A 26,989-nucleotide genomic window follows, 5' to 3' on the forward strand; every position below is an offset into this window, starting at 1 on the left:
TCTGCGCGGGTCAGGCCGCCGCCGCGGGCATCGCGTCGCCGGCGGCGCCTGCGGCCACGATCCCGCGCGGGTTTTCGTTGAGCAGCTTGATCAGGTCCGGCAGCGGCATCGGCCGCGCGAACAGGTAGCCCTGCATGCCGGCCGCACCGTTCGCGGCCAGGAACGATGCCTGCTCGTGCGTCTCCACGCCTTCCGCGGTTGCACGCAGGCCGAGGTGGCTGGCCATCGCCAGGATCGACTGCACGATCGCCTTGCCGTTCTCGTCGCCGGGCGCGTCCTGGATGAAGGTGCGGTCGATCTTCAGCTCGAACAAGGGCATGCGGCGCAGGTAGGCCAGGCTCGAATAGCCGGTGCCGAAATCGTCGATCGACAAGCGGATCCCCAGCGCCGCCAGCTCGTGCATGCGCGACAGCGTGCCTTCCAGGTTATCGACCAGCAGGCTCTCGGTCAGCTCGAAGATCAGCAGGTGGGCCGGCGCGCCGGTCTCGGCCAGCACCGCGCGCACCTGCGACAAAAACTCGGGCTGGCGGAACTGCGAAGGGCTCACGTTCACCGACACCGGCAGCTTGAATCCCGCCTGCGTGAATGTGCACAGCGCCAGGCAAGCCTCGCGCAGCGCCCATTGGCCGAGCGGCTGGATCAGGCCAGTCTCCTCGGCCACCGGAATGAAGCGCTCCGGCGACACGAAGCTGCCGTCGGCGCGGCGCCAGCGCGCCAGCAGTTCCACGCCGTGCGGCACGCCCGCGCAGTCGACCTGCAGCTGCGCGTGCATCGCCAGCTCGCCCTGGCGCAGCGCGGCGGCCAGATCGCGTTCCAGCGCGAGCCGCTGTTCCACCTCGGCGCGCATGGTGGTCTCGAAGATCGAGACGCGGTTGCGCCCGGCCAGCTTGGCGCGGTGCATGGCGGTGTCGGCCTCGCGCAGCAGGTCCTGCGCGGTCTGGCCGGATTTGGGCAGCAGGGCCACGCCCACGCTGGCCGAGGACGAGTAGGACTGGCCGTCGATGTCGAACTGTTCGGCGATGGCGGCGCGCACCTTGTCGGCCGTCGCCAGCGCTGCCACCGTCGCGTAGTCGAAGTCGTCCGACAGGCGCGGCAGCAGGATCACGAACTCGTCGCCGCCGATGCGGGCCACGGTGTCGTCCTTGCCCGCGAGCGCGGCCAGCCGCTCGGCGGCATGGCGCAGCAGCGCGTCGCCGGTTGCGTGGCCGCGCGCATCGTTGATGTACTTGAAGCGGTCGAGGTCCACCAGCAGGATGGCGCCGAAGTGGGTGGTGGTCTGCACCGCGGCCAGCTGCGCCTCGATCCGGTCCACCAGCAGGCGCCGGTTGGGCAGGCCGGTCAGGCCATCGTAGTACGCTAGCTGGTGGATATGGCGCTCGACCTTTTTGCGGTCGGTGACGTCGCGTCCGACCGCCACCCAGTGCGTGTTCACGCCGCCCTCGTCGGCAAACGGCACCAGCTCCAGCTCGACCCAGTACGGTTCGCCCGACTTGCTGTGGTAGAGCAGTTCGGCATCGGCTTGTTCGACCTTGGCCATCGACAGCGCGACCCGGCGCGCCTGGCGCGATTGCGGCTCGGCGCCCAGCAGCATGTCCCATTCGCGGCCAAGCAGTTCGCTGCGCTGGTAGCCGGAGCGCTTTTCGAATGCGTCGTTCACGAAGATGATCGGCTGCGCGCCGCCGTGGCGGTCTGACTTGACGATTGCGACCATCTCGTTCAGCCGCGCCACTGCCGCGGCGGTCAGACGCAGTTCATTGTTCACCGCCTGCAGCTCGTTCTTGCCTTGTTCGAGCGAGCGCGCGAACACCGCGACTCGCTCCAGCGTCTTGATCAGGCCGCGCTGCAGCATGGCGCAAGTAGTCGTGATGAGGCCGCCGACAAACAGGAAGTTGAGCGCAACGATTGCGGCGGCGGCCGGGCCGGCGGCGATGGCGCTGGCGTCGAGCCGGGCGATGCCGGCCAAGCTGAGGGTGAACACCGCCAGGCTGGCACAGGCGAGCCACCAGAGCGCCGGGCGCAGCCCGAGCAGCACGGTCGCCAGCACCGGGGCGGCCAGCAGGTACACCTGGCTGACCGGGCCGACGGTAATCATCAGCCCGACCCCGACCAGGAAGATCAGCGCAAGGAAGTTGCCGACGCGGACCGCGTGGGCCGCGCCGTCGCACCACCAGATCGCCAGCAGCCAGCCGAGCGCGGCGAGGTCAACGACGACGACCGGCCACAGGTCGCGTTCCAATGCCGCCCACACGCTTGCCAGCGCAGTGAGGACGCCAAAGACCAGGACAAAATTGAGGAGTGACGAAAAGGTCCTGGCGCGCCAGTGCTCGATCGTATCGAGGGTGTCCACATTCCTTCTTTCTCAAAGAGCTGCCAGCCAAGACATGCATACATGACAATATTGCAAACGAGAAAGAGCATACCTGCGGCACGAAGGTTTGTGGTCGTCCTTACATCACGAGTTGCAGAATCGGCACACGATTTGTCGATCTTCCCCCATGGAAGGGGTCACATCGTTTCGCGTTCCGGCGTGGCGCTGATCTTGTGGATCGACAGGTCGGCGCCATCGAACTCCTGTTCGGGGTCCAGGCGCAGGCCGAGGGTCGCCTTGATCAGGCTATACACCGCCCAACCGCCAAGCGCGGCGATGGCAATGCCGAGCAGGGTACCGGCCAACTGCGACAGCAGCGACACGCCACCCAGCCCGCCCAGCGCGCGGCTGCCGAAGATGCCGGCGGCGATGCCGCCCCATGCGCCGCACAGGCCGTGCAGCGGCCACACGCCGAGCACGTCGTCGATTTTCCACTTGTTCTGGGCCTGTGTGAACATGATGACGAAGATCGCGCCCGCGATGGCGCCCGTCACGAGTGCGCCCAGCGGGTGCATCAGGTCCGAGCCGGCGCACACCGCAACCAGCCCGGCCAGCGGGCCGTTGTAGGCGAAGCCGGGGTCGTTGCGGCCGAGGACAAGGGCGGTGAGGGTGCCGCCGACGAGCGCCATCAGCGAATTCACGGCGACCAGGCCGTTCATCTTGTCGAGCGTCTGCGCGCTCATCACGTTAAAGCCGAACCAGCCGACGGTCAGGATCCATGCGCCCAGCGCCAGGAACGGGATGTTCGACGGCGGGTGCGCCGCGATGCGTCCTTCCTTGGTATAGCGCCCGCGCCGCGCGCCCAGCAGCAGCACGGCGGGCAGCGCCACCCAGCCGCCGACCGCGTGCACCACCACCGAGCCCGCGAAGTCGTGAAACTCGGCGCCGAACGCCTGCTGCAGCCAGGCCTGGATGCCGAAGCGATGGTTCCACGCGATCCCTTCGAAGAACGGATACACCAGGCCGACCAGCAGGGCGGTGGCCATCAGCTGCGGGTAGAACCGCGCGCGCTCGGCGATGCCGCCCGAGATGATCGCCGGGATCGCCGCCGCGAAGGTCAGCAGGAAGAAGAACTTCACGAGCTCGTAGCCGTTCTTTGCGACCATGGTCTCGGTGCTGCCCAGGAAGTTGATGCCGTAGGCGATCGCGTAACCGACGAAGAAGTAGGCGATGGTCGAGATGGCGAAATCGGCAAGGATCTTGACCAGCGCGTTGACCTGGTTCTTCTTGCGTACGGTGCCCAGCTCGAGGAAGGCGAAGCCTGCGTGCATGGCGAGGATCATGATCCCGCCGAGCAGGATGAACAGCGCGTCTGCGCCAGTTTTGTATGCGTCCATTATTGCTGCTGCCTGATTACGGATGAGGTGCAGGAAGGGTGCAAGAAGCGTGCCATTGCGGTGCACTGCACTGGGAATGAACCTGCGGCGCAGGCGGCGATGGTGCGGCTGCGTCATGCCGGTGCGTGCCCCGCCCCAGTATGGTGCATGCGACGCCATTCCGGCGCACGCCGCATGTGCCTTGCCGCTAGGGTGGACAGGTGCTCCTGCCCACGCGTCCAGCCAGCGCTAACGGAGCGCGCGCAAAAAGTCGAGCAGCACCTGTCCGGCGACTTCGGCGTCGTCGGCCGTCATGGTTTCGAGGGGGTTGTGGCTGATGCCGCCATTGCCGCAGCGTGTGAACAGCATGGCCACATCGGTGATCGCGGCCATTTGCATCGCGTCGTGGCCGGCGCCGGACGGCAGGTCAAAGCGCGGCAGGCCGGCACGCTCGACTGCCGCCCCGAGCTGGTCCATCAGCCGCGGCGCGCACGGCGCCGCCTCCGCTTCCAGCAGCTTGAATACCGACAGGCCAACCTGGCGCCGCGCGCAGATGGCGCTGATCCCGGCCAGCACTTCGTCCACTGCTGCCAGCCGCACCGCGTCATCGGCGGCGCGAATGTCGAGCGAGAGCTTGCACCGTCCCGGCACCACGTTGACCGAGCCGTCCGGCACCTCGAGCTGGCCCACCGTGCCCACCAGCGATGGCGCCTGCGCGCAGCGGCGCTCGACCAGCAGCACGATTTCGGCGGCGGCCGCGGCGGCGTCCTTGCGCATGCCCATCGGCGTGGTGCCGGCGTGGCTGGCCAGCCCGGTCAGTTCCACCAGGTAGCGCGAGCTGCCCGCAATCGCGCTCACCACGCCCAGCGGCAGGCCGCGCTCGAGCAGCACCGGGCCTTGCTCGATGTGCACCTCGACGAAGCCCAGCAGGCGTGCGGGATCGCGCGCGATGGCAGCGATCGCGCTCACGTCATGGCCCGCATCGGCAATCGCCTGGCGCATGGTGATGCCGTCGCCGTCCTGTTGGTCCAGCAGAGCGGCATTGAATCGCCCGGCCAGCGCGCTGCTGCCCAGGAAGGTGCTCTTGAAGCGCACGCCTTCTTCCTCGGCGAAGCCCACCACCTCCAGATGAAAGGGCAGCCGTTCGCCGCGCTCGTGCAGGTGCCGGACCACGGCGACCGGCAGCAGGATGCCAAGCCGTCCATCGTACTTGCCGGCGTTTCGCACGGTGTCGTAGTGCGAGCCGGTGATGAGCGTCTTCGCATCAGGCGTGGATGAGGCGTAGCGGCCGACCACGTTGCCTACCGCGTCAATGTGCGCCTGCATGCCAGCCTGCCGCATCCACTCCGCCAGCTGGGCTGCGGTGCGACGGTGCGCATCGGTCATGTAGGCGCAGGTGAGGGCGCCTTCGTCATCGCTCCAGGCGCCGATCTCCTCGGCCCATTGCATTACCTGCGGGCCGAACGCGAGCTCCACCCCGAGCAGGTCGTTCAGGCGGATCTCGGCGATCCGGTGGACCTGGCGCAGCGCCTCGGCCATCTCGTCGGCGCGCTGGTTCTGCAACCGCCGCGCGAAGGTGTCGATGATCTCGCGCCGCGTGAGCCCGCGGCCGGTCGGGCCGCGCACCGCGAGGATGAACGGGAAGCCGAACTTGTCGCCGTAGTCGCGGTTGAGCTGGTGCAGCGTTGCGTATTCGTCGGGGCTGCACTTGTCCAGGCCCGAACTGGCCTGCTCGCCGGTCGATTCGCGCGTGAGCGCGCCGGCAATGGCGGCCTTGCCGGCCAGTTCCGGGTGGGCGCGCAGCAGGGACAGCTGCTCGTCTTCGCTCACATCGCGCACCACGTCCTGCAGCGCGAGCTTGAGCGCGGCCAGCGTTGCGAACGGACGCCGGGCGGCGGCGCGCTGCGCGATCCATGGCGAGTGCTCATAGATGCCGTGCAGGGTGCGGACAAAGTCGCCAGGGCTGCAGTTACTCAGGTCGGTTAGCGTGGTCATGGCAGCGATGATAATGCGCTACTGGGTTGTTGTTATAGCACCTCTGTGATGGTCTCGTTTGAGTTCGCGATATATCAAGCGGCGGCTGAACGCGTGGGCAGGAGAACCTGCCCACCCTACGGGAGGCGCCGCTGTTTTTCGTAGGGTGGGCGGGTTTCCCGCCCACGCGTTCAATGTAGGTTACCAGTCCCGAGCGCCCGCGCTGCCGCGCTCACCTGGTCGCGCAGCCACTTGTGCTCCGCCGATTGGTGCACGCGCTCGTGCCACAGCTGATAAAAGCGCATTGGCGGAAACTTCACCGGCACCGTGAACACCTTCAACGGCAGCGTCTTTTCGTAAAAGCGCAGGAACTGGCGCCCGGTGGTCAGCACCAGGTCGCTCTGCGTGAGCATGTACGGGATCAGCCCGAAGTAGGGCGACTCGACCGCCACACGGCGCTGCATGCCCTGCCGGTCGAGCCAGGAGTCGATCACGCCAAGGTACCCCGGCAGCATCTGCGACGGCGCCACATGGGGCAGGTTCAGGTAATCATCCAGCGTCATCGCGTCCTCGGGGGTCCTGCGCGCGTAGGGGCTGTCGGCCCGCATCGCGCACACGATCGGATCCTCGAACAGCTTGGACATGTGCAGGTGCTGCGGCGGCTCGTCCCAGTTCGCGATCACCAGGTCCATCTCGCCGTCCGACAGCATCCGCAGGTAGTCCGTGCCAGGGCCCAGGCTGTGGATCGCAACCCGGCTGTTGGGCGCGCCGCGTCGCAGCGCCGCCACCACGCCCGGCAGGAACTGGGTGTCCAGGTAATCCGGCGCGGCGATGTGGAAGGTGCGCTCGGCCTGCTCCGGCACGAACGGCGACTTCTTCACGAACAGGCCCTCGGCCTCGTCCAGGATGCGCTTGGCCGGCGCGCGCAGGCTTTCGCCGTGCTGGGTCGGCACCATGCCGCGCGCGCCACGCACCAGCAGCGGGTCACCGGTCAGCTCGCGCAGCTTGCGCAGCGATGCCGAGATCGACGGCTGCGGCTGGTTCAGCTTGAGGGCGACGCGCGAGACGTTCTTCTCGACCAGCAGCAGGTACAGGATGCGGATCAGGTGCAGGTCGAGGTGCTGGGGCAGGCTGGCCATGCGAGCGTATAAGGTTTCAGATATGTCAAATATACGGCATTTCTCATGTTGTACAAATTGAAATCGGTTTATTGTCAGGCAATCCCGCAACAAGGAACCATGCATGGACGTGTTCGGATATCTCACTCCCTATGTGCTCGAGTGGCTCAACCTGCTGGTGCGCTGGCTGCACATCATCACCGGCATCGCGTGGATCGGTGCGTCGTTCTATTTCGTGTGGCTGGATAACTCGATCCGCCCGCCCGCACCCGGTTCCGAGCTCGCGAACAAAGGCGTGTCCGGCGAACTGTGGGCCGTGCACGGCGGCGGCTTCTACAACCCGCAGAAGTACCTGGTCGCGCCCGCGCAGCTGCCCAAGGAGCTGCACTGGTTCAAATGGGAGGCCTACTCGACCTGGCTGTCCGGCTTTGCGCTGCTCACCATCGTGTACTACCTGAATGCGCAGGCGATGATGGTGGACCACGGCGTGGCCACCCTGTCGAGCTGGCAGGCAGTCGGCATTGGCCTTGCGAGCCTGGTCGTGGGCTGGGTGGTGTACGACCTGCTGTGCAAATCGAGGCTCGGCCGGCACGACCTGGCGTTTGGCGTGGTCATGTGGCTGTTCCTGGCCGGCTCGGCCTACGTGCTCACGCACCTGCTGTCCGGCCGCGCCGCGTATATCCAGGTGGGTGCGATGATCGGCACCATCATGGTCGCCAACGTGGCCATGGTGATCATTCCCGGCCAGCGCAAGATGGTCAATGCGATGATGGCGGGCGAAAAGCCCGACCCGGTGTATGGCATCCGTGGCAAGCAGCGCAGCGTCCACAACAACTACTTCACGCTGCCGGTGCTGTTCATCATGATCAGCAATCATTACGCGATGACCTACCGCAGCGCGCATGCGTGGGCGGTGCTGGCGGTGATCATGGCGGCCGGCGCGTTGATCCGCCACTTCTTCAATTTGCGCCACAGGGGCCGCATCGAATGGAAGTACCCGGCTGCGGGCGTTGCGCTGCTGCTGGCGCTGGCCGTCATGCTGGCGCCGCGTCCGCCGGCAGCGAGCAGGCCGGGCGCGGACCCGGCCGCACAGTTCGCGCAGGTGCGAACGATCCTCGACCAGCGCTGCGTGGGCTGCCACGCGGCGCACCCGACGCAGCAAGGCTTTTCGACGGCGCCCGCAGGCGTGGTGCTGGACGATCCGCATGCGATCAGCCAGAACGCGCCGCGCATCTACCAGCAGGCCGTGCAGCTGAAGGCCATGCCGCTCGGGAACCTGACCAACATGACGGATGCCGAGCGCGCGCAGGTGGCCGCGTGGTTCGAGTCGGGCGCCAAGACAGGAAACCAATGACATGGACAAGCAAGTACAAGAACAACTGACGCGCTGGATCGACGACCACTTCGACGAGGAAGTCGGGTTCCTGCAGCAGGTGATCCGCATCCCGACCGACACGCCGCCGGGGAACAACGCGCCGCATGCTGAGGCGGTGGCCGGCATGGTCGAGGAATACGGCTGGACCGCCGAAAGGCATGCGGTGCCGCCCGAGCGCGTGCGCGACTACGGCATGGAGAGCATCACCAATCTCATCATCCGGCGGCCGTACGCCGCGGGCGGGCCGACCGTTGCGCTCAATGCGCACGGCGATGTGGTGCCGCCGGGGGAGGGCTGGACCAAGCCACCCTACGGCGGGGTGATCGAGGACGGCTACATCTATGGCCGCGCAGCGGCGGTGTCCAAGTCCGACTTCGCCACCTATGTCTTTGCGGTGCGCGCGCTCGAGGCGCTGGGCGTCCCGCTCAAGGGCGCGCTCGAGCTGCACTTCACCTACGACGAGGAGTTCGGCGGCCTGCTGGGGCCGGGCTACCTGCTGGAACAGAACCTGACCAGCCCGGATTATGTGATCGCGGCCGGCTTCAGCTACAACATCGTCACCGCCCACAACGCCTGCCTGCAGCTGGAGATCACGGTGCATGGCAAGGCCGGGCATGGCGCAATGCCGGAAACGGCCGTGGACGCGCTGCAGGCCGCCGCGCGCATCCTGAATGCGATCTACGGCCAGCTGCCGGAACTCAAGAAGATCAAGTCGAACGTGCCGGGCATCGATTCGCCGACCATGCTGGTCGGCCGCATCGACGGTGGCACCAACACCAACGTCGTGCCGGGCAAGGTGGTGCTCAAGATGGACCGTCGCATGATTCCCGAGGAAGATCCGGCGCAGGTCGAGGCGCAGGTGCGCGCGCTGATCGAGGATGCGGTGCGGGGCATGCCGGGAATCCGGCTGGAGATCAGGCGGCTGCTGCTGTCGCACGCGCTGCGGCCGCTGCCGGGGGCGGAAAAGCTCGTGGCCAGCCTGCAGCAGCACGGCCGTGAGGTGATGGGCGAGGAGATTACCGCGCAAGGAACGCCGTTGTATGCGGACGCTCGGCTCTACGGCGAGCGCGGCATTCCGGCGGTGCTGTACGGCGCGGGCCCGCGCACGGTGCCCGAGTCGAATGCCAAGAAGGCGGACGAGAAGCTGGCGCTCGACGACCTGCGCAAGGCGACCAAGGTGGTGGCGCTGACGCTGCTCGATTTTCTGGGCAAGTGAAGGTAGGGTGGGCGCCCACCCGGACCGAACGATTATCTCGGCACAATGGCAAACTGTGGCGCAGTGCCGTAATCGGGCTTGACGCTGCGCGCCATGAACTGCGCCCACGCTTTCCTTCCCGCTTCGCCGCCCGCGTCCGCCGCGTAAGCGAGGGCCGGTTGCATGTTGGACGGGAACCCTGTCGCCACCGACGAATAGCCGGCCATTTCGCCAATGCCCAGCTTGAGCGCGGCGGCCATCTCCGGCCCGCCGCAGGGCAGGGCCAGGAAGTCGCTCTTGTGGCTCGCGCGGTAAGCCTCGCCGATGGTGTTGTAGATCGCGCTGCTGGCGCTGTCGCGCACTTTCATCGCGTAGATCGTGCCGTCCACCCAGCACACGCCGGGGCCGATCATGCGGCCGATCGGGAAGCGCGCTTTCCATTTCAGCAGCGGCGCGGCCTTGTCGAAGCCGAGCTCCCACACGTGGCCCACCGCGGCGGTGAAGAAGTCGTCCTGCCACGGCGCGAGCGCCGTCTGCTTGTCGTACACCAGCGCGTAGCCGTTGGCGATCACGCCCAGCTTGTTGGCCGACGGGTTGTTCGCATAGGTCGCGTTGTACCAGTCGAGGTTGGCGTTGAGGATCTGGACGAAATGGCGCTTGAGCGGGTCGTCGTCAGGCGTGATGTATGCCGCTTCGCCCAACGTGCGCAAACCCCACGCCTGGCCTCGCACCTGCTCGGGCTTGAGCAGTCCCTTCGCGTTGTCGCGGTAGCCCGGGTTGGATGAGAACACGTCGTACATCGCCCAGAACTGCAGCTCTTCCAGGTAGTAGCGGTCGCCGGTGACGAGATAGGGCAGGTAGGCGAAAGCGGGCTGGTGCGCAACGTCGTGCACGTACGGGCTCTTGCAAGCGTCTGGCGCCGCGCAGGGCGGGAAGGCCTCTTGCCGGCGTGTGGCCGGGTTGAGCGTGTCGCCCGGCTTGCCGACGATCGTCATGTACGGGTAGTCGAGCAGGCTGACTGGCCGTCCCGTGCGCTTGTCGCGGTAGTGAATCGACCAGCTCCCGGCCAGGTCGGCGGTGCCAAGCGTGACCTGCCCGGCGCGCTGGTCCATCGTCAGCAGGTACATCGTGCCCCAGGCTGGCAGCAGACCGATGTCCGGGCGCCCGCCTGTGGTCGGCATGGCCTGCGCTGCGGCGCCCACGCCCATCGGCTCGGTGCGCGGCCCGGTCCACTGCGATTGCAGAGCCGCGAGCGCCAAGTCGGGGATGCTCACCGTGCGGTCGTAGTTGGGCAGGGCGCGCGTGGCGATCAGGTAGTTGGTGTCATGCCGCACGTGGACGGCCGGCGCCGCACCCCACCAGAACAGCTTGCGCCAGCGCGCATGGTGGTAGTGGGTGAGCCCGTTCTTTGCATAGACCTCCTTGCCGCCAACCGAGACCACGGCATCGTAGACGAAGTTGCGCGGCGACGGCTCGTAGGCCCAGTCGTTTTCAACCGTCACGTCCACCCGCGCCGCGTGTGCTGCGGGGTACCAGCGGATCGCAAAGCGCGCTGATAGATGTGGGTGGACCTGGCCGTTCGCGCTGGACAAGGGCGCCGCGACCTCCCATTCGCTGGCGACGGGACCGGACAGCCAGGTTGCCGGTTTTTGCGCGACCAGCAGCTTGTCAGCCGACGCGGTGTAACGCTCGCCGTCGATGACCGCGCTGACGGACGCGGTGAAGCCCTGGTCGAGCAGTTGGGCTGGGGCCGGCATGCGGGCGCCGGCGGGTGCCTGTGACCTGACCAGCGCCATGGCAAGCGGCGCATTCGCAGCCACGCGTGGCAGCACTGCCGAGATGACCGCATGCCGCACCGAGCCGTCGGCGTGGCGTGCCTTCGCGTCCACCTGCAGCGGCACCGTGCCGCCATCGGCCAGCTTGCCGGCCAGCTGCTCGCCCGGACGCAACGCGCCGGGCGCGAAAACCTGGCCGAACGTGACGGGCACCTGCGCTTGCGTGGTGCCGGTTTCGAACGTCACGTTGGTGATGCCGCCTGCCGGGGCGGCAGCGGCCGGTCGGACCGGTACCGATATGGGGGATTGGGCGGCATAGCGCTCGGCCAGCACACGCTGGGGATCGAGTTTTGCGCCCGCGGGGAGCGCGGCCTGCTGGCCTGTGCCTGCGGCATGAAGGTGGACGGCGGCGATTGAAATCAGGAGCAGGTGGCGCATGCTGCGGCTCATCGGTTGGCGGAGCCGTGAGCTTAGCTGCTGGCCGGTTTTGGCGGCGCGCTGTTCAATCGCTTGTTGAACGCGTGGGCAGGAAAACCTGCCCCACCCTACGCCTCCAACAAGAAAGGCGCCCGCAGGCGCCTTTCGTGCTTACTGCTTGAGCGTGCGCTCGAACAGCTCGAGGATGCGTCGGTACTCGTCGTACCAGCTCTCCGGCTGCACGAAGCCGTGGCGCTCCAGCGGGTAGCTGGCCAGCTCCCACTTGTCCTTCTTCAGTTCGATCAGGCGCTGCGCCATGCGCACCGAGTCCTGGTAGAACACGTTGTCGTCCACCATGCCGTGCGCGATCAGCAGGTTGCCGCGCAGGTTCTCGGCATACTCGATCGGCGACGACACCTTGTACGCCTCGGGGTCGATGTCCGGGGTGTTGAGGATGTTGGCCGTGTAGCCGTGGTTGTAGCTGGTCCAGTCGCTCACCGGGCGCAGCGCCGCGCCAGACTTGAACACCTCCGGCGCGCGCATCAGGCCCATCAGGGTCATGAAGCCGCCGTAGCTGCCGCCATAGATGCCCACGTTCTTCGGGTCGCCCTGCTGGCGGTCCACCATCCAGTGCACGCCGTCGATGTAGTCCTCAAGCTCCGGGTGGCCCATGTTGCGGTAGATCGCCGTGCGCCACTTGCTGCCGTAACCCTTGGAGCCGCGGTAGTCCATGTCCAGCACCACGTAGCCCTTCTGCACCAGCAGGTTATGGAACATCTGCTCGCGGAAGTAGTTGGTGTAGCGATGATCCGCGTTCTGCAGGTAGCCGGCGCCGTGCACGAACATCACAATCGGGTATTTCTTGCCCGGTTCGAGCTGGGCCGGGCGGTACAGCTTGGCCCAGATCGGATCGCCGCCGTGGGTGGACGGCACGGCCACGAACTGCGGCATGATCCACTCGCGCGCCTTGAAGTCGGCGGTGCGGGTATCGGTCAGCTTGACCGCGGCGCCGCCGCTGGCGGGCACGGTGGCCAGCTGCGCCGGCAGGTAGGAAGACGAGTAGCGCACCAGCAGCTTGCGCTGGTCGGGCGAGATCGCGAAGTTCTCGACGCCGCCGTCAAAGGCGGTCACTTCACGCGTGGCGCCGTCCTTGCCGGACACCGAGCACACCTCGTAGGTGCCGGGCTGCGCGCGGTTGCACAAGATGTACGCGGTCGAGCCGTCGGTGGACCATTTCACTTCCGAGGCTTCCCACTTGCCCTGCGTGAGCGCGCGCGCGTGGCCGTTGGCATCGCTCGTGTACAGGTGCGAATAGCCGGTTTCTTCCGACAGGTACCACAGCGTGCGGTTGTCCGGCAGCCAGCCGAATTCGCTGTTGTCGTAGTTGACCCAGGCGGGGTCGGTCAGGCGGTGCACCGGCTTGAGCTTCGCTTGCGCGAAATCGACGGTGGCGATCCAGCGGTCCTTGTTGTCCACCGAACGGATCATGATCGCGGCTTGTGCCCCATCCTTGGTGAACTGGATCGGCTGCCCGAATTCGGACACCACGTGCACCGCGCGGTTGCCCTTCAATGCGGGCTGCTTGTGTTCGGCGCGCAGCGCGGCCAGCGGGTCTTCCGCAATGCCGGGCAGGGCGTCGAACGACAGCTCCTGCACCTTGTTGGTGGTCAGGTCCACCAGCTTGATGCTTTGCGAGGCCGGCATGTTGCGGCCGACGCGGGTGCGCTCGTCCTGGAATTCCTCGTAACCCGATTCGGTCACATAGCGCGGCAGCTTGCCGATGCGGCCCTTGTCGGCGTCCTTCGGCCCGGTCACCACCAGCAGCCAGCGGCCGCTTGGCGACAGGGCGCTGCCCTGGATCGCGATCTTGTCGCCCAGGTAGATCGGCGCCGGCGCGCGGGTCGCATCGAAGCGGCGCTCTTCCTCGGCACGCGCGCGGCTGGCGTCGCGCTCGTCCTTCTGGCGCTTCAGGGTCGCGATCAGGCGCAGCTGCATGGCGCGCAGCGCGTCTTCATCAGGCGCATTCGGATCCTTGGCCGCACGCGGCAGCGCCACCGGCGACACCAGGCGATCGGCGCGGTGCCAGCTGTACCAGTCGTCGCCCATGCGGAACTGCACGCTCGTCTCGTCGCTCGAGTATTGCGGCGACGTCACCGGGGTCGCGCTCTTGACGATCTGGGTCAGCGCGCCGGTCTTCAGGTCGCGCTCGAACAGGTCGCCGTTGCGCATGATGATGGCGCGGGTGTGCTCGCGGTTGAACACCATGTTCTGGCTGTCGAGCCTGGGCAGCTCGCCGTCCGCCACCAGGTGCGGCTTGGGCAGCGCGGCCCAGGTGTCGCGCAGCGGCGAGCCGGCGCGCTTCTGCTTGTAGTACACCTGCTTGCCGTCCCAGCTCCACCACGCAGCTTCGGTCGGGTTGCCGATCCAGTCCGGGTTGGACATCGCCTGGTCGAGGGTGATTGGCGTGCTGGCCGCCGCGGGCAGCGCGATCAGCGCGGCGGTGATGGAAAGGAGCAGTAGTCGCATCGAGATGGTCCGAGTGAGTGAACGGGAATGCTGTCTAGAAGGAAATGCGACGAGCATTCTAGCTCAGCAACACACGGGGCGGGAGGTGGCGCAAGGCTTTTCCGCCGCTGGCGATGCGCGCCTGCGTAAGTACGCGCCACCAATGAAAAAGCCCGGCACGGGCCGGGCTCGGTCTGGAACGCTGGGTTCGCGTCAGGCTTGCTTGGTCAGGCTCTGCGACACGCGCGGGAAGAACAGCGCGATGCGGGCGACGGTGGCGACGATGGCGATGGCGATGGACACGTATTCGATAGCGGTCATGATTTATCCTCTCGAAGCAAAATTGCGAAGTTCGTTGGCCAGGCTGGGCGAATGCGCCTCTGCCTGGTTGGCCTGCGACAGCAGGGCGTCGCGACCCTGCTGCCGGGCGCGGGCGGCAGCCGCGTCGCGCATGGGGGCAAGCCAGCCGCCGTGAGCCGCGTACAGCTGGGCGGCGAAATCGCCAACTGTTGCCAGCAGGGCGCTGAAGTGGTGGCGCAATCCCTTGTCGTGCGCCTGGGTGATCGTTGCTGCAGACATGTGATTCTCCGATGAATTACTGCGTTATGTTGCGGTGCAGTATAGATTCCCCAGAGCTATAACGAAACTTTTGGTTTGTGATAGTCAGCATAAGCGGATCGTATACTTCCGCCGCTGGCGGCAGACCACGACAATGGGCGTTTTACCGCCCGGAGGAAGGGCAGGAGTAAGGCGGGGGCCGGCTTCAGCCGGCGGATTTGGTGGCTTTGAGCATGCACTGCGACAGCCGGTCGAAGTGCTGCAGCGCCGCGGGCGTGAGCTCGACCTGCTTGCGCCGGCTGTCCTCGGTGTCGGACAGCTTGATCCAGCCCTTCTCGCGCATCGACTTCAGGCGCGTGTGCACCGTGGCCGGCGCGCCCAGTTCGTGCCGGGCCATCATGTCGCGCACCGACAGGCGCTGGTGCTCCTGGCCGGCGCGCGCGACCAGCATCAGGATGCGCTCTTCGAGCGGATCGAGGTCGGGCAGCGAAGGCAAGCCGCGTACCGCCTCGGCGAGCTGAAGGAAACGCAGGAAGATGTCGGCAGGACGTGTGGTTTTCATCAAGAGTAGGTTGCTGAAAGCGACTGCCTTACGTTAAGCTGCACGCCCACCGCGCACAGCCGGGGTGACATTGTAACGCAGTCATGTTTGTAAAGATGAGTCAGTTAAAATTGAACCTCTCGATGGCTGGCGCCACCGTCATCCTGTTCCTGTTGGCGCTGGCCGCGAACGAATTGCTGCTCTCGCGTCTTCAATTCGCCGTCGGCGTCAACTGGATCTACCTGCCCGCCGGCGTGCGCCTTCTGTGCACGCTGCTGTTTGCCGAAGCAGGGGCGGTCGGCCTGCTGGCCGCGTCCTGGCTGGTCTCGTTTCTCTACTTCTTCCCGCATGATCCGCTGCGTGCCTTCGTCGGCGGCATCCTCGCCACCGTGGCGCCCTACGGCGTGTACCGCATCGCCCGCCACGCCTACGGACTGGAGGCATCGCTCACCAACCTCACGCCAATGAACCTGCTGCAGTGCGCGCTGATGTTCTCGATCGCCAGCCCCGCACTGCACCATATGTGGTTCGCGTTCTACGAGCACAAGGCCAACCTGGGCAGCAGTTTTGCCGCGATGGTCACCGGCGACCTGTCCGGCACGCTGATCGTGCTGTACGCCGCGCGCTTCGTGCTGCTGCGCGCGCCGCGCGCCTAGCCGCGCCGCTCGGGCACGGTCGCGGCCCGGGCATGCCCTTGCACCCCATGCGCTGCCGCCGGCGTGGAGCGGAACTGGTCCTGCCGGTCGCCGCGCTCGCCCATGCCCATCGCCAGGCACAGTCCCGCGACACAGAAGATCACGATCGCCGTGCCGTGCTCGGGCACCAGCATGGCCGGCAAGCGGCGGCGCCAGGCCAGCACCAGCGCCAGGAGGACCAGCAACGCGCTTCCGGTGCCGGCCAACGCATTACCGAACAGCCAGCCGCGCACCAGCTCGAAGACGAACGCTCCCACCGCCGGGTTCAACACATCCTGCATCCACCGCTCCGCATAACGATACAAATTTTGTAGCAGTGTAGCGGATGGCCCGCGTCGTTGGCAACCCGGGCATCAGGCCAGTGCGGCCTTCAAGAGCATGGCCAGCGCAACGGTTCCCGCCACGACAGCGTAACCGCGCTGCATGGCCGCGCCGCCCAGCTGGTGCGCAACGGCTCGCATCACGAGCATGCCCGCCAGCGCGCCGGCGCAAAAGGGCAGGGCAACCGCCCAGTTGAAGCCGCCGGACAGTGCGCTTGTCGCCACGCCGGTGGCCGACAGCAGCGCGATCACGGCAAGCGATGTAGCCACGACCGATTGCATTTCCAGCTCGGTGTAAGCACGCAGCGCCGGCACCATCACGAAGCCGCCGCCCACGCCCAGCAGCCCGGACAAGAGGCCAGCGACGGTGCCGGACAGCGCCAGCACGCGCGCGCAGGGACGCGTCCAGATGAAGCGGCCGGTGGCAGGGTCGCGCACGCAGTGCCTCAGGCTATGTTCGGTGCTGGGCGGCTGGCCGGCCTGGGTGAAACTGCGATAGGCAACGTAGGCGAGCACCAGCGCAAAGAGCACTGTGAGCATGCGGTTGTCGATGCGGTGGGCGAGCCACAGTCCAAGCGGCGAGAAGGCCGCGCCAGCCAGCGCGATCAGCAGCGCGGCGCGGTAGCGCACGATGCCGGCGCGCAGGCCCAGCCCGGCGCCCAGCGCCGCGGCCATGCCCACCGCGAGCAGGCCAATCGGCCCGGCGGTGGCCATGTCCAGGCGCGCGCCGAACACCAGCAGCGGCACCGCGAGGATGCCGCCGCCGGCGCCGGTGAGCGCGAGGATGGCGCCGGTCACGAGGCCCAGGAGCAGGTCGACCAGCATCAGCCGCCCCACAGCCGCAGCGCGGCGAGCGCGGCGCAGGCCAGGCACGCCGGGGTGGAGAACACCGCGCGCCAGGGCTGGCGCCGCGCAACGAAGCCGACGCCGCGCACGAACCCGGCCGACATGGAGGCCATGGCCAGCATGGCCGCCACGTGGTCCGGGCGGCCCGCGCGCATGGCCAGCTGCGGATAGATGGTCAGCCCCAGCGCCACGGCGCAGGCCAGCAGCAGCGGCAGCAGCGCCATCGGCGCGGCGGGGCGCGCCTGCGCATCACGTTCCACCGTGGCCCCCGCTGCTTGCGTCATCGTTAAAGCCGGTGCGGCGCGCCTCTTCGTGCTCGCCCCACATCGCGTTCAGGATGGCCAGCAGGACGGCAAAGCCGACCCCCAGCGCCCAGGCGAAATACCACATGACGTATCCTCCTCAATAAGCCGAATGGTCGTGCTTGCGCACATAGGCCGTCGTCACCTTGCCGGACATGACTTTGTAGGCCCAGCTGGTGTAGGCGATCACGATCGGCATGAAGATGAGCGTGGCCCAGAACATGATCCCCAGCGACAGGTGACTGGACGTGCTGTCCCACACCGTGAGGCTGGAGCGCGGGTCGGACGACGAGGGCATCAGGAACGGGAACATCGAGACGCCTGCGGTGCCGATCACGCCGGCCAGTGCCAGCGCCGAGCAGCCGAAGGCCGCCAGGGTGTAGCCCGCGCGCAGCCAGGCCAGGGCCGCGAGCACCGCGCAGTAGGCCATGGCCGGCACGGCCACGGTGGCCGGGTAGCGGTGGTAGTTGGCCATCCAGGCCCCGGCGCTGCGGACCACTTCCTTGGCGAGCGGGTTGGGCAGGGCGGCGGGGTCCAGTGCGGAAGCGAGCACGTAGCCGGGAATGCCGCGCGCCAGCCACACGCCGGCGGCGCTGAAGGCCAGCAGCAGCACCAGGCCCGCCCAGTTGGCGGCGCGGCGCGCGCGCGCCTGGATGTGGCCTTCGGTGCGGTGGGCCAGGTACACGGCGCCGTGGAAGGTGATCATCGCCGAGGACACCACGCCGCACAGCAGCGCGAACGGGTTGAGCAGGCCGAAGAATGTGCCGGTGTAGGTCGAGCGCAGGTCGTCGTCGAAATGGAAGGGCACGCCCTGCAGCAGGTTGCCGAAGGCGACGCCGAAGATCAGCGGCGGCACCGCTCCGCCGACGAACAGGCCCCAGTCCCACACCGAGCGCCAGGTGGGGTTGTTTAGCTTGCTGCGGTAGTCAAAGCCCACCGGCCGGAAGAACAGCGCCCACAGCACCGCCAGCATGGCCCAGTAAAAGCCGGAGAACGCGGTCGCATACACCAGCGGCCAGGCGGCGAAGATGGCGCCGCCGCCGGTGATGAACCAGACCTGGTTGCCGTCCCAGTGCGGCCCGACGGTGTTGATGATGACGCGGCGTTCGACGTCGCTGCGGCCGGCAAAAGGCAGCAAGGTGCCCACGCCCATGTCGTGGCCGTCCATGATGGCGAAACCGATCAGCAGCACGCCGACCAGCACCCACCAGATCAGTTTGAGGGTTGGATAATCAAGCATGGATTTCTCCCGAGGCGGTTGCGGCGCCGTGCGCCTTCTCGCCTGCGTAGCGCCCGGTGCCCAGACTGGCCGGGCCGATGCGGGCAAAGCGCACCATCAGGTACATTTCCACCACCAGCAGCACCGTGTAAAAGCCGACGAAGCCGGCCAGCGAGCCATACAGCGAGCCCACCGACAGCGTGGACACCGACAGGTGGGTGGGCAGCACGCCGTAGATGGTCCACGGCTGGCGGCCGTACTCGGCCACGAACCAGCCCAGTTCCGCGGCGATCCACGGCATCGGCAGCGACCACAGTGCGGCCTTGAGCAGGCGCGGGCTGGTGGAGCAGCGGCCCTTGAGTGTTTGCCAGGTGGCTGCCGCAAACAGCACCAGCATGGCAAAGCCGAATGCCACCATCAGGCGGAACGCCCAGAACATCGGCGTCACGCGCGGAATGGTGTCCTGTACCGCCTTCTCGATCATTTCCGGCGTGGCCTCGGCCACGTTGACCACGTACTTCTTCAGCAGCAGGCCAAAGCCCAGGTCGGCCTTGTGTTCCTCGAACAGCGCGGCGGCCCGTTCGTTATGCCGGTCGCGGCGCATGATCTCGAGCGCGGTCACGGCGTCGATGCCGGACACGATGCGCGCGCGGTTCCTGGCCTGGATCTCCTTGATCCCCGGGATCTCCTTGCTGATCGAGCGGGTGCCGATCAGGCCCATCACCCACGGCACCTGCAGCGCGAAGTCGTTCTTCAGCTCGGCCTGGTTGGGAAGGGCGATCACGTTGAATGGCGCCGGCGCCGGCTCGGTGTCCCACATGGCTTCGATGGCGGCCATCTTGGCCTGCTGCGCTTCGCCCACGGTGTAGCCGGATTCGTCGCCCAGCACGATCACCGAACAGGCCGAGGCCAGGCCGAAGGCGGCGGCCACGCGGAAGCTGCGCTTGGCGAACTCCACGTCGCGCCCGCGCAGCAGATACCACGCCGAGATCGACAGCACGAACATGGCGCCGGTCACGTAGCCGGCCGACACCGTGTGCACGAACTTGGCCTGCGCATCGGGGTTGAACAGCACGGCCCAGAAATCGACCAGTTCCATGCGCATGGTCTCCGGGCTGAACTCGGCGCCCACGGGGTTCTGCATCCAGCCGTTCGCCACCAGGATCCACAGCGCCGACAGGTTGGTGCCAACGGCCATCAGGATCGTCACCAGCAGGTGCTGGCGCCGCGAGAGCCTGTCCCAGCCAAAGAAGAACAGGCCGATGAAGGTGGACTCGAGGAAGAACGCCATCAGCCCTTCGATCGCCAGCGGCGCGCCGAAGATGTCGCCCACGTAGTGCGAGTAGTAGGCCCAGTTGGTCCCGAACTGGAATTCGAGCGTGATCCCTGTGGTCACGCCAAGGGCGAAGTTAATGCCGAACAGCTTGCCCCAGAAGCGCGTCATGTCCTTGTACACGGTCTTGCCGGTCATGACGTACACGCTTTCCATGATCACCAGCAGCCAGACCATGCCCAAAGTGAGCGGCACGAACAGGAAGTGGTACATCGCGGTGGCCGCGAACTGCAGGCGCGACAGGTCAACCAGGTGCTCAGTTCCCATGGCGCGCCTCCTGCAGGATATCGGGCTGTGCGCCCGCCGCTGCGTGGTCGTGGAAGAATGCCTGCCACAGCACGCCCAGGACCACGAGCTTGAAGACGATGGCCAGCGCCAGGTCGCGGACCAGGCGCCGGTTCAGTACAGCGGGTGAATCGTTCATCGCATCGCCCCTGTTACTGCCGCGGGGCTTTGCAGGTGTTCACCCCCAGGACGCTGTAGAGCGGACACCGCCCGGACAGTCCGGTGAGCAGCGGCACCAGGCCCACCAGTGCCCACAGGCGTACATCCTCTGCCAGGACGAAGTACAACGAAAGAATGACCAGGCCGGCGCCGATGCGCAGGCCGCTGTCCAATCCGCCTACATTAACTTGCATGATGAACTCCTTGTCGATAATCGTTTCAGGTGGCTGAAGGCGTGCTTACGTCCACCAGCTCCGGATGGACCAGCCATTCGCGTCCCTTGAGCATGCCTTCCCAGTACAGCGGGGGCAGGATGCGTTCCTTGAGCAGCCACGCCAGGCGCGACGGACGGGTGCCGTCGATCAGCCAGCGCGGGAAGCTGGGCGCGACCTTGCCGCCGTAGGTGAATTCGGCCAGCACGATTTTTCCGCGCTCGACCGTGAGCGGGCACGAGCCGTAGCCGTTGTAGCGCGCCTCGCCCTTGGCCTGGCCCAGCGCGGCCAGCACGTTGTGCGCGACCACCGGCGCCTGCGTGCGCGCGGCGGCGGCGGTCTTGGCGTTGGGCGAACTGCCGGCGTCGCCCAGCGCATAGATGTTGGCGTAGGTCTTGTGGCGCATCGTGGCCTGGTCGATGTCGACCCAGCCGGCGGCGTCGGCCAGCGGGCTGACACGGATGAAGTCGGGCGCCTTTTGGGGCGGCACCACGTGCAGCATGTCGAACGGCTCCTTCACCAGCTGCTCCGTGCCGTCTTTCTCGATGTGCCGGAAGGTCGCCACGCGCGCCGGGCCGTCCACCGCCACCAGGTTGTGGCGGAAGTTCAGGCCGATCATGTACGAGCGCACATACTCCATCAGGGCCGGCACGTAGTCGTTCACGCCGAACAGCACGTCGCCCGCGCTGTAGAAGCGGATGTCGACCTCTTCCAGCACCCCGCTGCGGCGCCAGTGGTCGGCCGACAGGTACATGGCCTTTTGCGGCGCGCCGGCGCACTTGATCGGCATGGGCGGCTGGGTGAACAGGGCGCGGCCTCCGCGCAGCGACTGCACCAGCTGCCAGGTGTAGGGCGCAAGGTGGTACAGATAGTTGGAGGTAACGCCGTTCTGGCCCAGCGTTTCGGCCAGGCCGTCGATCGTGTGCCAGTCGAGCTTCAGGCCCGGGCAGACCACCAGCTGCTTGTACTTGACCACGCGGCAGCCGTCCAGGATGAGGGCGTTGCGCTCCGGTTCGAACGCGGCCACCGCCGCCTTGATCCACTTGGCGCCTTGCGGGATAGTGGAGCCCATGGTGCGCGCGGTACGCTCCACCTTGAACGCGCCGCCGCCCACCAGGGTCCAGCCGGGCTGGTAGTAGTGCACGTCGGCCGGGTCGATGATGGCGATGTCCAGTCCCGGGCTGCGCGCCAGCATGCTGGAGGCGACGGCGATGCCTGCCGCGCCGCCGCCCACCACCACCACCTCGTGCTCGGCTTCGGCCACCTCCACCGGCGTGCGGCCGTTGTTGGCGATGCGGCGCACCACGCCTTTCAGGTCGTAGCCCGCGCGCGAGGCCTTTTCGATGATCTGCGCCAGCGGCAGGCTGCCGGCCTGCGACAGCGCCCACATGGTGGTCGAGCGCATGCCGGTGCGGCAGAAGGCCAGCGCCGGCTTGGGCAGGGTGGCCAGCAGGGCGCCGAAGTCGCGGCCCTGCTGGTCGGTCACCTTGCCCGATTCGGCCGGCAGGTAGTGCGCTTCCAGCCCGGCCGCGCGCGCCGCCTGTTCGATCTCGGCGAACAGCGGCTGGTCGTTGCCCTCGCCATCAGGGCGGTTGCAGATCACGGCGCGAAAGCCTTTTTGCTTGAGCGTGGCGATGTCAATCGCCTGGATCTGGGGCGCGACCGATAGCTCGGCCGTCAGGTAGTGGATGTCCATGTTGTCTCCGGTCTTGTTCGATTGTGGGTGGTGCTCACAGGGCGTTGAGCGGGATCTTCAGGTAGCGCATGCCGTTGTCTTCCGCCTCGGGCAGGTGGCCGGCGCGCATGTTCACCTGCACCGAGGGCAGGATCAGCACGGGCATATCGAGGGTGGCGTCGCGGCGGCTGCGCATGCCCACGAATTCGTCCTCGCTGATACCGTCGCGCACGTGGATGTTGCTGGCGCGTTCTTCCGCCACGGTGGTCACGAACTCCACCGGCCTGCCGTTGGGCTGGTAGTCGTGGCACATGTACAGCTTCGTTTCCGGGGGCAGGCTCAGCACCTTGTTGATCGAACGGTAGAGGGTGCGCGCGTCCCCGCCAGGGAAGTCGCAGCGCGCGGTGCCGTAGTCGGGCATGAACAGGGTGTCGCCGACGAAGGCGGCCGTCTCCGCCCCATCCTCGATCACGTAGGTGACGCAGGCGGGCGTGTGGCCCGGCGTGTGCATCGCTTGCGCGCGCAGGGCGCCGATCGTGAAGTGCTCGCCATCGTCGAACAGGTGGTCGAACTGGCTGCCGTCACGCGCAAAGCCCGGGCCGGCGTTGAAGAGATTGCCGAACACGCCCTGCACCGTCGTGATGTGCTTGCCGATGCCGACCTTGCCGCCCAACTTGTCCTTCAGGTAGGGGGCGGCCGTCAGGTGGTCGGCGTGCACGTGGGTTTCAAGAATCCAGCTCACTTTGGCGCCCAGCTCCTTGACGCGCGCAATCACCTTGTCGGCGCTCGTGGTGGAGGTGCGGCCGGACTTGTGGTCATAGTCCAGCACGCTGTCGATGATCGCGCACTCCATGCTCTCGCGGTCCATAACGATGTACGTCACGGTCCAGGTGTGCGGGTCGAAAAAGCCCTCGACCACCATTGCGTTTTGTTTTCCCATTGTTGTCTCCTGTATTGCGGCAGCCATTGCCGTACACGGACATGTGCAAGCGCCGTGCCAACCCGCGGCGAGCACAAAAGATCTCTGTAAGTCCTTGAACTGGAATAAATTTTTGGGAGAGGCCCCGCGCCGGGCGGGCGTCGCGCACTGGCAGGTGGCCCGGCAGTGGCAGTAAATGGCAGAAATTTGGCAGTGCGGTGGCAGTATGCTGGCAGTCGATGCAGCAGGGGTGCATAATGGACGGGTCATCGTTCAAGGTCCCAGCCATGCCATCCGCTCCGTCCGCCCCCCAGGTCCAGGCCCTCGTCTCATTCCTCGAGCACGAGTCCGAGCCTATGATTGTCCTCGACGTTGATTACAACATCCTTGCATCCAACACGGCCTACCAGCGCCAGTTCGGCATCGCCGGGCACAGTGCGGCCGGGCAGAAGTGTTACCGCGTATCGCACCACTACGATGTGCCGTGCGACCTGGCGGGCGAGCACTGCCCGATGAAAAAGGCGCAGGAAAAGCGCGGGCCGGACCGCGTGCTGCACATCCACCACACGCCGCGCGGGCCGGAACACGTGAATGTGGAATTGCGGCCGATCCTGGACGACGCGCACGAGGTCGTGGCTTATGTGGAACGGCTGGTCACGGTGCGCAATGCATCGGCGCGCACCACCAGCGACGGCCTGGTCGGGCGCTCGCCCGCCTTCGTGCGCGCGCTCGAAGCGCTGCAGCGGGCCGCGCCGGCCATGCTGCCGGTGCTGCTGCTGGGCGAATCGGGCAGCGGCAAGGAACTGTTCGCGCGTGCACTGCACGAAGCCAGCGACCGCGCCGCTGGTCCTTTCGTCGTGGTCGATTGTTCAGGTCTCACCGAAACGCTGTTCGAGAGCGAACTGTTTGGTTACGAGAAGGGCGCGTTCACCGGCGCGCAGGCGCGCAAGCACGGGCTGGTCGAGACGGCGCGCGGCGGCACCTTGTTCCTGGATGAGATCGGCGACGTCCCGCTGGGCATGCAGGTCAAGCTGCTGCGCCTGATCGAAAGCGGCACCTATCGCCGCGTGGGCGGGCTGGAGACGCTGCACAGCGATTTTCGCCTGGTCGCCGCGACCCACAAGCCGCTGGCGGACATGGTGGCGGACGGACGCTTTCGGCAGGACCTGTATTACCGCATCAGCGCCTATCCGATCCACCTGCCGGCGTTGCGCGAACGCGGCGAGGACATCCCGTTGCTGATCGAGTCGGTGCTGCAGCGCCTGGCCAAGATGGGGCGGCCGTACCGGGTCACCCCGGAAGCGCTGGCCGCGCTCCAGTCGTACAGCTGGCCGGGCAATATCCGCGAGCTGCGCAACGTGCTCGAGCGCGCCACGCTGTTTGCGGACGACCGCGTGATCGGGCTCGCGCAGTTACCGGACTTCGTGCTCCACACGCATCCGGGCTTGCCCGCGCCGGGCTTGGCGACCCGTGCGGTGCCCACCGGCGCAAAGCTCACGGACCAGGCGCTGGCCACCTACGCGGCCGGGTTCGCGGGCACCCGCGCCGAGCTTGCCCGTGCGCTCGGCATGAGCGAACGCACGTTGTACCGCCGGCTGAAATCACTGCAGCTGGCGTAGCGCGCCAGCTCAAAAATATAAAAGCCAGGCCCACCTGTTGGCCTGGCTTTTTCATTTTGCCGGTAGGGTGGGCAGGTCTTCCTGCCCACGCGTTCAAATCATGCGAGCGTTGCGTTGGCCCCTGTTCCGGCTGAACGCGTGGACCTTCGTTCAGCTGTCCTCAGGCGGTCTGCTGGCCCTTGGCGGCGACGATCACCAGCGATGCGACACGTGCTACCACGGCGGCGACGGCGATTCCAACAGTGATAAATCCAATAGCAGTCATGATCTTTCCTCTCGATTCAATGATGTTTGGTGCGGTGCTGCGATGAGTTGAAGTATAGGTAGGCGCCGGGCGCGAGGTAACTTTCCGTTCATGATGCCGACTATCACCTTCCAAAATACTTTGGGGTGGCCCGTTTCTTGCGTGCGTAAGCGGGCATGAAATCCGCAATTGCTTCACCCAGGCTGCGCATCGTGGTCGTCATTCCGACCACGGCCACCGACGAAGACGGCTCCGCCGCGGCTCAGGCGCAGCGCGGCGCGGCCCTGCGCATCGGCTTGCTCGAATCGGGCTACGACATCGTCGCCTCGCTGCCTGCCGATATCTTCCTGCCCGAGCGCATCGCCCAACTGCAGCCCGACCTGATCATCGCCGACAGCGAATCGGACGCGCGCGACGTACTCGAACACATCGTGCTGGCCACGCGCGCGGCGCCGCGGCCGATCGTGCTGTTTACCGACGACCAGGACGAGTCCAGCGTGGAAGCGGCGATGGCGGCGGGCGTGACGGCCTACATCGTGGCCGGGCTGCAACCCGAGCGCGTCAAGCCGGTGCTCGACGTGGCGCTGGCGCGCTTCCGGCGCGAGCGCAAGCTGCTCGACGAGCTGTCCGAGACGCGCCAGAAGCTGGCCGAGCGCAAGGTGGTCGAGCGCGCCAAGGGGCTGCTGATGGCGCGCCACGGGCTGTCGGAAGAGCAGGCCTACCAGAAGCTGCGCAGCATGGCGATGAACAAGAACCTGAAACTGGCCGAGATCGCCCAGCGCATCCTCGATGTCGAGGACCTGCTGGGCTGAGCGCGGCATTTAAAAGAGGAATCGTATGACTGGCCTGCAAGGCAAGGGCGCGTTCGTCGCCGGATCGGATAAACCAGAGCGCAGCACGGTGCGGGTCGGCTTCATGCCGCTGACCGATTGTGCTTCCCTCGTCATGGCGTCGGTGCTGGGTCTGGACGAAAAATACGGCATCCGGATCGTGCTCAGCCGCGAGCAGTCGTGGTCGGGCATGCGCGACCGGCTGGTGCGGGGTGAACTCGATTGCGCCCAGCTGCTGTATGCCATGGTGTATGCGGTCGAACTCGGGGTCGGCACTGCGCAGAAGAGCATGGCGCTGCTGATGAACCTGAATCAGAACGGGCAGGCGATCACCCTGTCGCGCGCGCTGGCGGCACGCGGCGCGGTGGACGGGGCGGGGCTCGCCGCCCTGATGGCGAACGAAGCGCGGCGCTTCACGTTTGCTCACACTTTCCCGACCGGGAACCACGCGCTGTGGCTGTATTACTGGCTGGCGGCGGCGGGCATCGAGCCGATGAGCGCCTGCCACGTGGCCACCGTGCCGCCGAACCAGATGGCGGCAAACCTTGCGGCCGGCCACATGGATGGCTTCTGTGCCGGCGAGCCGTGGGGCGAGCGCGCCGTGCGCGAAGGCGTGGGCGTCACCGTCGCCACCAGCCAGCAGGTCTGGCCCGACCATCCGGGCAAGGCGCTGGCGGCGTGCGCCGACTTCGCGCAGCGCCATCCCAACACCTGCCGCGCGCTGGTGTGCGCGGTGCTGGAAGCCGGCCGCTGGATCGACGCCTCGGCGGCCAACCGCGAAACGGCATCCGAGGCCATTGCGAGCCCCGCCTTCGTGAACGTGCAACGCGAACTGATTCGCGAGCGGATGCTGGGCTGCTACAACGATGGTCTGGGCCACAGATGGCACGATCCGCACCGGCTGCGCTTCTATGGCGATGGCGCGGCCACTTTCCCCTACCTGTCCGATGCGATGTGGTTCATGACCCAGCACCGCCGCTGGGGCCTGCTCGCCTACGATCCGGACTACCGAGCCGTGGCCGAGCGCGTCAACCGGCTGGACCTGTACCGCGAGGCCGCTGCCGCCACCAACACACCCCTGCCGTCGACCGTGACGCGCAGCTCGCGGCTCATCGACGGCCGTACCTGGAACGGGCGCGATCCGGCGCTGTACGCGGCATCGTTCGCCGCGTCCAGCCACGCCTGAGCC

Annotated in this window: 24 protein-coding genes; 6 read left to right on the forward strand and 18 right to left on the reverse strand. The window is 66.9% G+C overall.

Annotation, left to right across the window (positions count from 1 at the left end):
- Positions 1–10 precede the first annotated feature (10 nt).
- From NX773_RS08445 to NX773_RS08460, 4 genes are all read right to left on the reverse strand, one after another.
- Positions 11–2,347 (reverse strand): EAL domain-containing protein, encoded by a 2,337-nt coding sequence (locus tag NX773_RS08445; protein ID WP_258855918.1) that lies wholly within the window; start codon positions 2,345–2,347, stop codon positions 11–13.
- Positions 2,348–2,505: 158 nt separating this feature from the next.
- Complete coding sequence (locus NX773_RS08450) at positions 2,506–3,705, reverse strand: ammonium transporter (protein WP_258823988.1); 1,200 nt, start codon at positions 3,703–3,705, stop codon at positions 2,506–2,508.
- A 228-nt stretch (positions 3,706–3,933) separates the two neighbouring features.
- Complete coding sequence (locus tag NX773_RS08455; RefSeq protein ID WP_258855919.1) at positions 3,934–5,679, reverse strand: allantoate amidohydrolase; 1,746 nt, start codon at positions 5,677–5,679, stop codon at positions 3,934–3,936.
- Positions 5,680–5,849: 170 nt separating this feature from the next.
- Complete coding sequence (locus NX773_RS08460) at positions 5,850–6,797, reverse strand: LysR substrate-binding domain-containing protein (protein ID WP_258855920.1); 948 nt, start codon at positions 6,795–6,797, stop codon at positions 5,850–5,852.
- 103 nt (positions 6,798–6,900) lie between these two features.
- On the opposite strand from NX773_RS08460, the gene NX773_RS08465 reads away from it, so the two are divergent.
- Both NX773_RS08465 and NX773_RS08470 read left to right on the forward strand, forming a co-directional pair.
- Positions 6,901–8,130 (forward strand): urate hydroxylase PuuD, encoded by a 1,230-nt coding sequence (locus tag NX773_RS08465; protein WP_258855921.1) that lies wholly within the window; start codon positions 6,901–6,903, stop codon positions 8,128–8,130.
- A gap of 1 nt (position 8,131) precedes the next feature.
- Positions 8,132–9,367, forward strand: coding sequence for an ArgE/DapE family deacylase (locus tag NX773_RS08470; RefSeq protein WP_258855922.1), 1,236 nt, complete (start codon positions 8,132–8,134; stop codon positions 9,365–9,367).
- 32 nt (positions 9,368–9,399) lie between these two features.
- Here the strand turns inward: NX773_RS08470 and NX773_RS08475 are convergent, their stop codons facing one another.
- The 4 genes from NX773_RS08475 to NX773_RS08490 form a co-directional block, all read right to left on the reverse strand.
- Positions 9,400–11,559 (reverse strand): RIFT barrel domain-containing protein, encoded by a 2,160-nt coding sequence (locus NX773_RS08475; RefSeq protein WP_258855923.1) that lies wholly within the window; start codon positions 11,557–11,559, stop codon positions 9,400–9,402.
- Positions 11,560–11,709: 150 nt separating this feature from the next.
- A complete protein-coding gene (locus tag NX773_RS08480) occupies positions 11,710–14,064 on the reverse strand; it encodes a S9 family peptidase (protein WP_258855924.1) in 2,355 nt (784 codons plus the stop codon).
- Between the two features lie 303 nt (positions 14,065–14,367).
- Entirely contained in the window at positions 14,368–14,622 is a 255-nt protein-coding gene (locus NX773_RS08485) for a hypothetical protein (protein ID WP_258855925.1), read from the reverse strand.
- Positions 14,623–14,806: 184 nt separating this feature from the next.
- Complete coding sequence (locus NX773_RS08490) at positions 14,807–15,163, reverse strand: winged helix DNA-binding protein (RefSeq protein ID WP_258823996.1); 357 nt, start codon at positions 15,161–15,163, stop codon at positions 14,807–14,809.
- 95 nt (positions 15,164–15,258) lie between these two features.
- On the opposite strand from NX773_RS08490, the gene NX773_RS08495 reads away from it, so the two are divergent.
- Positions 15,259–15,798, forward strand: a complete 540-nt coding sequence (locus NX773_RS08495; RefSeq protein WP_258855926.1) for a hypothetical protein — start codon at positions 15,259–15,261, stop codon at positions 15,796–15,798.
- Here NX773_RS08495 and NX773_RS08500 read toward each other — a convergent pair.
- The 10 genes from NX773_RS08500 to NX773_RS08545 form a co-directional block, all read right to left on the reverse strand.
- Complete coding sequence (locus tag NX773_RS08500; RefSeq protein ID WP_258855927.1) at positions 15,795–16,118, reverse strand: hypothetical protein; 324 nt, start codon at positions 16,116–16,118, stop codon at positions 15,795–15,797. The two genes, NX773_RS08495 and NX773_RS08500, sit on opposite strands and share 4 nt — an antisense overlap.
- 72 nt (positions 16,119–16,190) lie before the next feature.
- Positions 16,191–16,982 carry a sulfite exporter TauE/SafE family protein gene (locus tag NX773_RS08505; protein WP_258855928.1) on the reverse strand — a complete coding sequence of 264 codons (792 nt, stop codon included), beginning with the start codon at positions 16,980–16,982 and terminating at the stop codon, positions 16,191–16,193.
- On the reverse strand, positions 16,982–17,263 hold the full coding sequence (locus tag NX773_RS08510) for a cyd operon YbgE family protein (RefSeq protein WP_258855929.1): 282 nt from the start codon (positions 17,261–17,263) through the stop codon (positions 16,982–16,984). The genes NX773_RS08505 and NX773_RS08510 overlap by 1 nt, the downstream gene beginning before the upstream one ends.
- Positions 17,253–17,393, reverse strand: a complete 141-nt coding sequence (gene cydX, locus NX773_RS08515; RefSeq protein ID WP_258824001.1) for a cytochrome bd-I oxidase subunit CydX — start codon at positions 17,391–17,393, stop codon at positions 17,253–17,255. The genes NX773_RS08510 and cydX overlap by 11 nt, the downstream gene beginning before the upstream one ends.
- A 12-nt stretch (positions 17,394–17,405) precedes the next feature.
- Positions 17,406–18,545: a cytochrome d ubiquinol oxidase subunit II gene (gene cydB, locus NX773_RS08520; RefSeq protein WP_258855930.1), complete on the reverse strand. Its 1,140-nt coding sequence runs from the start codon at positions 18,543–18,545 to the stop codon at positions 17,406–17,408.
- Positions 18,538–20,124: a cytochrome ubiquinol oxidase subunit I gene (locus NX773_RS08525; protein ID WP_258855931.1), complete on the reverse strand. Its 1,587-nt coding sequence runs from the start codon at positions 20,122–20,124 to the stop codon at positions 18,538–18,540. The genes cydB and NX773_RS08525 overlap by 8 nt, the downstream gene beginning before the upstream one ends.
- Entirely contained in the window at positions 20,114–20,281 is a 168-nt protein-coding gene (gene cydP / locus NX773_RS08530; protein WP_258855932.1) for a cytochrome oxidase putative small subunit CydP, read from the reverse strand. Before cydP ends, NX773_RS08525 begins: the two co-directional genes overlap by 11 nt.
- Before the next feature lie 13 nt (positions 20,282–20,294).
- Positions 20,295–20,495: a YgaP family membrane protein gene (locus NX773_RS08535; RefSeq protein ID WP_258855933.1), complete on the reverse strand. Its 201-nt coding sequence runs from the start codon at positions 20,493–20,495 to the stop codon at positions 20,295–20,297.
- A gap of 25 nt (positions 20,496–20,520) precedes the next feature.
- Positions 20,521–22,209 carry a bifunctional protein tyrosine phosphatase family protein/NAD(P)/FAD-dependent oxidoreductase gene (locus tag NX773_RS08540; RefSeq protein ID WP_258855934.1) on the reverse strand — a complete coding sequence of 563 codons (1,689 nt, stop codon included), beginning with the start codon at positions 22,207–22,209 and terminating at the stop codon, positions 20,521–20,523.
- A gap of 34 nt (positions 22,210–22,243) precedes the next feature.
- On the reverse strand, positions 22,244–23,128 hold the full coding sequence (locus NX773_RS08545) for an MBL fold metallo-hydrolase (RefSeq protein ID WP_258855935.1): 885 nt from the start codon (positions 23,126–23,128) through the stop codon (positions 22,244–22,246).
- 266 nt (positions 23,129–23,394) lie between these two features.
- On the opposite strand from NX773_RS08545, the gene NX773_RS08550 reads away from it, so the two are divergent.
- The 3 genes from NX773_RS08550 to NX773_RS08560 all read left to right on the forward strand — a co-directional run bounded on the left by NX773_RS08550 (position 23,395) and on the right by NX773_RS08560 (position 26,986).
- The gene (locus NX773_RS08550) at positions 23,395–24,726 is read left to right on the forward strand and encodes a sigma-54 interaction domain-containing protein (protein WP_258855936.1); all 1,332 of its coding nucleotides are present in this window, start codon (positions 23,395–23,397) and stop codon (positions 24,724–24,726) included.
- A 420-nt stretch (positions 24,727–25,146) separates the two neighbouring features.
- A complete protein-coding gene (locus NX773_RS08555) occupies positions 25,147–25,782 on the forward strand; it encodes an ANTAR domain-containing response regulator (RefSeq protein WP_258855937.1) in 636 nt (211 codons plus the stop codon).
- Positions 25,783–25,807: 25 nt separating this feature from the next.
- The gene (locus NX773_RS08560) at positions 25,808–26,986 is read left to right on the forward strand and encodes a CmpA/NrtA family ABC transporter substrate-binding protein (protein ID WP_258855938.1); all 1,179 of its coding nucleotides are present in this window, start codon (positions 25,808–25,810) and stop codon (positions 26,984–26,986) included.
- Positions 26,987–26,989 lie beyond the last annotated feature (3 nt).

The organism is Massilia solisilvae (assembly GCF_024753215.1).
GTDB classification, from domain to species: domain Bacteria; phylum Pseudomonadota; class Gammaproteobacteria; order Burkholderiales; family Burkholderiaceae_D; genus Telluria; species Telluria solisilvae.